General features: G+C 57.1%; 3 protein-coding genes, 1 tRNA gene and 2 rRNA genes (2 of these 6 cut by a window edge). 5 read left to right on the forward strand and 1 reads right to left on the reverse strand.

The window, feature by feature from the left end:
• The 3 genes from ACZYHG_RS11350 to ACZYHG_RS11360 all read left to right on the forward strand — a co-directional run.
• Positions 1–2,003, forward strand: a 23S ribosomal RNA gene (locus ACZYHG_RS11350) (it extends 817 nt beyond the left edge of the window).
• A 200-nt stretch (positions 2,004–2,203) separates the two neighbouring features.
• Positions 2,204–2,318 (forward strand): 5S ribosomal RNA (gene rrf, locus ACZYHG_RS11355).
• A 145-nt stretch (positions 2,319–2,463) separates the two neighbouring features.
• Positions 2,464–2,540 (forward strand) — tRNA-Met (locus tag ACZYHG_RS11360).
• A gap of 519 nt (positions 2,541–3,059) precedes the next feature.
• On the opposite strand, the gene ACZYHG_RS11365 is transcribed toward ACZYHG_RS11360, so the two are convergent.
• The gene (locus tag ACZYHG_RS11365) at positions 3,060–3,221 is read right to left on the reverse strand and encodes a hypothetical protein (protein ID WP_464613859.1); all 162 of its coding nucleotides are present in this window, start codon (positions 3,219–3,221) and stop codon (positions 3,060–3,062) included.
• Here ACZYHG_RS11365 and istA point away from each other — a divergent pair.
• Together istA and istB are read left to right on the forward strand one after the other, a co-directional pair.
• Positions 3,220–4,731, forward strand: a complete 1,512-nt coding sequence (gene istA / locus ACZYHG_RS11370; protein WP_464610222.1) for an IS21 family transposase — start codon at positions 3,220–3,222, stop codon at positions 4,729–4,731. The two genes, ACZYHG_RS11365 and istA, sit on opposite strands and share 2 nt — an antisense overlap.
• 12 nt (positions 4,732–4,743) lie before the next feature.
• A protein-coding gene (gene istB, locus ACZYHG_RS11375) for an IS21-like element helper ATPase IstB (RefSeq protein WP_464610223.1) crosses the window boundary here: on the forward strand, positions 4,744–5,000 show its beginning. It continues 499 nt past the right edge of the window; the window shows 257 of its 756 coding nt (coding positions 1–257); the start codon lies at positions 4,744–4,746; its stop codon lies off the right edge, out of view.

Genomic DNA, 5,000 nt, shown 5'->3' on the forward strand with positions numbered 1-5,000 from the left:
GGGATGACTTGTGGCTAGGGGTGAAAGGCCAATCAAACTCGGAAATAGCTGGTTCTCCGCGAAATCTATTTAGGTAGAGCGTCGACCGAATACCCCAGGGGGTAGAGCACTGGATGGGCTAGGGGTCCTCACCGGATTACCAAACCTAACCAAACTCCGAATACCTGGGAGTACTAGTCGGCAGACACACGGCGGGTGCTAACGTCCGTCGTGAAAAGGGAAACAACCCTGACCTACAGCTAAGGTCCCCAAGTTATGGCTAAGTGGGAAAGGATGTGAGGATCCCAAAACAACCAGGATGTTGGCTTAGAAGCAGCCATCATTTAAAGAAAGCGTAACAGCTCACTGGTCTAAATAAGGGTCTTTGCGCCGAAAATGTAACGGGGCTAAAGCCATACACCGAAGCTTAGGGTTTGGTCCGCAAGGGCCAAGCGGTAGCGGAGCGTTCTGTAAGCTGATGAAGCCATACCCGTGAGGGGTGGTGGAGGTATCAGAAGTGCGAATGCTGACATGAGTAACGTAAGGGGAGTGAGAACTCCCCGCCGAAAGACCAAGGGTTCCTGCTTAAAGCTAATCTGAGCAGGGTTAGCCGGCCCCTAAGACGAGGCGGAAACGCGTAGTCGATGGGAACCACGTTAATATTCGTGGGCTTGGAGGTAGTGACGGATCATTGAGGTAGTCCAATCTTATCGGATTGAACGGGCTGCTGCGTGGTTCCAGGAAATAGCTCCTCCTTATAAACCGTACCCGAAACCGACACTGGTGGTCTGGTAGAGTATACCAAGGCGCTTGAGAGAACTATGCTGAAGGAACTCGGCAAATTGCACGCGTAACTTCGGAAGAAGCGTGACCCTTTTCTACGCAAGTAGAGGAGGGTGGCACAGACCAGGGGGTAGCGACTGTTTATCAAAAACACAGGGCTCTGCGAAGTCGCAAGACGACGTATAGGGTCTGACGCCTGCCCGGTGCTGGAAGGTTAAGAGGAGGGGTGCAAGCTCTGAATCGAAGCCCCAGTAAACGGCGGCCGTAACTATAACGGTCCTAAGGTAGCGAAATTCCTTGTCGGGTAAGTTCCGACCTGCACGAATGGCGTAACGACTTCCCCGCTGTCTCCAGCATAAACTCAGTGAAATTGAATTCCCCGTGAAGATGCGGGGTTCCTGCGGTTAGACGGAAAGACCCCGTGCACCTTTACTATAGCTTTACATTGGCATTCGTAGTGGCATGTGTAGGATAGGTGGTAGGCTTTGAAACCTGGGCGCCAGCTCAGGTGGAGCCACCCTTGAAATACCACCCTTATTACTATGGATGTCTAACCGCGGCCCGTTATCCGGGTCCGGGACAATGTATGGTGGGTAGTTTGACTGGGGCGGTCGCCTCCTAAAGAGTAACGGAGGCGCGCGATGGTGGGCTCAGAACGGTCGGAAATCGTTCGCTGAGTGCAATGGCATAAGCCTGCCTGACTGCGAGACTGACAAGTCGAGCAGAGACGAAAGTCGGTCATAGTGATCCGGTGGTCCCGCGTGGAAGGGCCATCGCTCAACGGATAAAAGGTACGCCGGGGATAACAGGCTGATGACCCCCAAGAGTCCATATCGACGGGGTTGTTTGGCACCTCGATGTCAACTCATCGCATCCTGGGGCTGGAGCAGGTCCCAAGGGTATGGCTGTTCGCCATTTAAAGCGGTACGTGAGTTGGGTTCAGAACGTCGTGAGACAGTTCGGTCCCTATCTGCCGTGGGTGTAGGAATATTGAAAGGATCTGTCCCTAGTACGAGAGGACCGGGATGGACGGATCTCTGGTGGACCTGTTGTGGCGCCAGCCGCATAGCAGGGTAGCTATATCCGGACGGGATAACCGCTGAAGGCATCTAAGCGGGAAACCCACCTTAAAACGAGTATTCCCTGAGAACCGTGGAAGACGACCACGTTGATAGGCCGGGTGTGGAAGAGCGGCAACGCTTGAAGCTTACCGGTACTAATAGTTCGATCGGCTTGATCGTTCTCATTCCTTATGCTCATCTGACAAAGTCAGATGGTCTTACCAGCGCTCACGCATGAGCGGCCCTTACGGGCCTATGCTCCGCGAGGGCGCCGGAAAACCGGCGACGCGCAGTCGCGCTTGCGGGCCTTGCCCGTTAGCAAAACGCAAACGTCGCCTTGGCACAGAAAACAGCTTCTCGAATAACGTGCGTTTTGCCGACCTGGTGGTTATGGCGGAGCGGCTGCACCCGATCCCATTCCGAACTCGGCCGTGAAACGCTCCAGCGCTGATGGTACTTCGTCTCAAGACGCGGGAGAGTAGGTCGCTGCCAGGTCTGCTAAATGCACGTTAAAATCTTCTCTTCACGAACAGGCCCGCCAAGGGATCACGGGCCGCGAAAGCGGCCCTTTCATTTGGGGGAACATATATCTATCTGTAGGCCATCCTATTGTAGGCCATGGCTTACGTCCAAAGATTGACGCGGGGTGGAGCAGCCCGGTAGCTCGTCAGGCTCATAACCTGAAGGTCACAGGTTCAAATCCTGTCCCCGCAACCAAATACAAAAGAGCCCGCCCTCGTGCGGGCCTTTTTTGTATTTTGCTGTGGTCGCCGGCGATTTTGACCCGTCATCAGGCCCCCGCAAAAGACGCAGAGCCAAAGCCGCGGGACACAAAACGCAAATCATGTCCAAATACCAACACTCAACGGCTCGCCAGGCAGTAACCAGCCGGGCCGTTTCGCGTATCAGGGCTCGGACGTTATCGAGTTGATGAGGAACGAAGGGTTTGAAAGAAACTTCAGCCCAGCCGCGCGAATAGGAATCAGGTCGTCTCGAAGCACAAGCCAACGGCAAGAGCCGAATCGGAGCGGCGACCCACAACCAATTGCGAAGTGAATTTAGCCGGCGGGCTTCTTTCACAGCCGGCTTCAGTGCCCGTCGTATCTCCTGGATGACGAGAACAGATTGCCGCGGCTGTCGATTGCGGGTTCGATCCTCGATGGCGCCGGCAGCATGGGGGCGGAGGCGATATATCGGTTACTGCGGATTCCGACGTGAAGCCGGCCGCCATTCCGATCAAAGACCGGCCACCATTCCGATTTGAAGCCGGCCACCATTCCAATCAAAAGTCAGCCAGTTTTCGGCACTGAACATTACCTCCTGGGTCAGCAACTTTGGCATCAAATGCCCCGCGATGAACGGGGAGATTTTGATGCCGGCAAAGAGAAGGCTGACCATGAGACAGTTACGACAAATGCTGCGGCTTGCCGGAAGCGGGACCAGCTCCCGCGAGATTGCCGTCGTGTTGGGAATAGCGCGCAGTACGGTGCAGGATAATCTGCAGCGCGCAGCGGCGGTTGGATTGACCTGGCCCTTGCCGGGCGAACTGACCGACGATGCGCTCGAGAACAAACTCTTCACTCGCAACGGCGTCAAACAGGGCACGAGAAGACGCACAGAACCGAACTGGGCCGATCTTGCCGTCGAGCTCAAGAAGCCCGGCGTCACCCTGCTTATCCTGTGGGAGGAGTATCGTGGGTCGCATCCCGAAGGATATGGCTACAGTCGCTTCTGCGAACTCTTTCGCGGTTTCGAGCAGCGGCTTTCGCCGACGATGCGTCAGGAGCATGCGGCCGGCGACAAGGTCTTCGTCGATTATTCCGGCAAGAAGATCCCGATTGTTGATCGCAAGACCGGTGAGATCCGCGAGGCGGAGATCTTCGTGGCGGTGCTCGGCGCATCCAGCTTCACCTATGCGGAGGCGACTTGGACGCAAACGCTCCCGGACTGGATCGGCTCGCATGTCCGGATGTTTCGTTTCTTCGGAGGCGTTCCCCGGCTGATCGTTCCCGACAATCTGAAGTCGGGCGTCAGCCGCGCCAGTTTCTACGATCCCGAGATCAACCGCAGCTACGGCATGATGGCATCCCACTATGGTGTCGGTGTCCTACCGGCACGGCCGCGGCGACCGAAGGACAAATCCAAAGTCGAGAACGGCGTCCGCTTCGCCCAATCGTGCATTCTGGGGCGGATGCGCAATCAGACCTTCTTCTCGCTGGCAGAAGCCAATGCGGCCATTCGTCAGGCACTTGATCGCATCAACGACCACGTCATGCGCCGGCTGGGCGTCAGTCGCCGGCAACTGTTTGAGAGTGTCGAGCGTGCCGCACTCGCCAGCCTTGCGAGCGAAGACTACGAGTTTGCCGAATGGCGTTTGGCTCGCGTCTCGACGGATTACCACGTCGAGTTCAAGACCTTCTTTTATTCCGTGCCGCACAGCCTCATTCGTCAGCAGGTGGATCTGAGAGCAACGGCGCGCACCATCGAGATCTTCCACCGCGGCAAGCGCGTCGCGGTGCATCAGCGCCGCTATGGAGGTCCTCGCCATGGAACCGATCCGGATCACATGCCCAGTTCCCACCGGCGCTATGCCGAGTGGACCCCGGAGCGCTTTCGGCGTTGGGCCACGTCGATCGGGCCGCAGACCGAAGGTCTGGTCATCGCAATTCTCGCCAGCCGTCCGCACCCCGAACAGGGCTTCCGAACATGCCTGGGCATCCTGCGCCTGTTTCGCGACATCGAGCGCAATCGGGCTGAAGCCGTATCAGCCCGCGCCGTCGAGATCGGTGGCCTGAACTGCAAGAGCATTGCTTCGCTCATCGCCAACCACAAAGCCGCACGCCATTCCACCGAACCAACCGCCATCGTCGATCACGCCAATCTGCGTGGCCCTGATTACTTTCATTGAGGAGACACACCCATGCTGATCAATCCCACCATCGACATGCTGCGAGAGCTCGGCCTTTACGGCATGGCAACCGCTTTCCAGGAACTCGACGCACAGTCCGAAGCGCGCGGCCTCGAGCACGGCGAATGGCTTGCCATGCTGCTCGAACGCGAGGCGACCATGCGCCGCCAGAAACGTTTCGAGGCCCGCGCCAGAGCTGCCAAACTTCGTCATGACGCGCAGATCGAGAATGCCGACTTTCGTGCTGCACGCGGTCTCGACCGCAATCT

Source organism: Mesorhizobium subarcticum (assembly GCF_055456085.1).

What these genes read in the sequence shown, in the direction of transcription:
- istA (WP_464610222.1), top strand. Translation starts at nt 3,220, where the DNA reads ATGAGACAGTTACGACAAATGCTGCGGCTTGCCGGAAGCGGGACCAGC.
- ACZYHG_RS11365 (WP_464613859.1), bottom strand. Translation starts at nt 3,221, where the DNA reads ATGGTCAGCCTTCTCTTTGCCGGCATCAAAATCTCCCCGTTCATCGCG.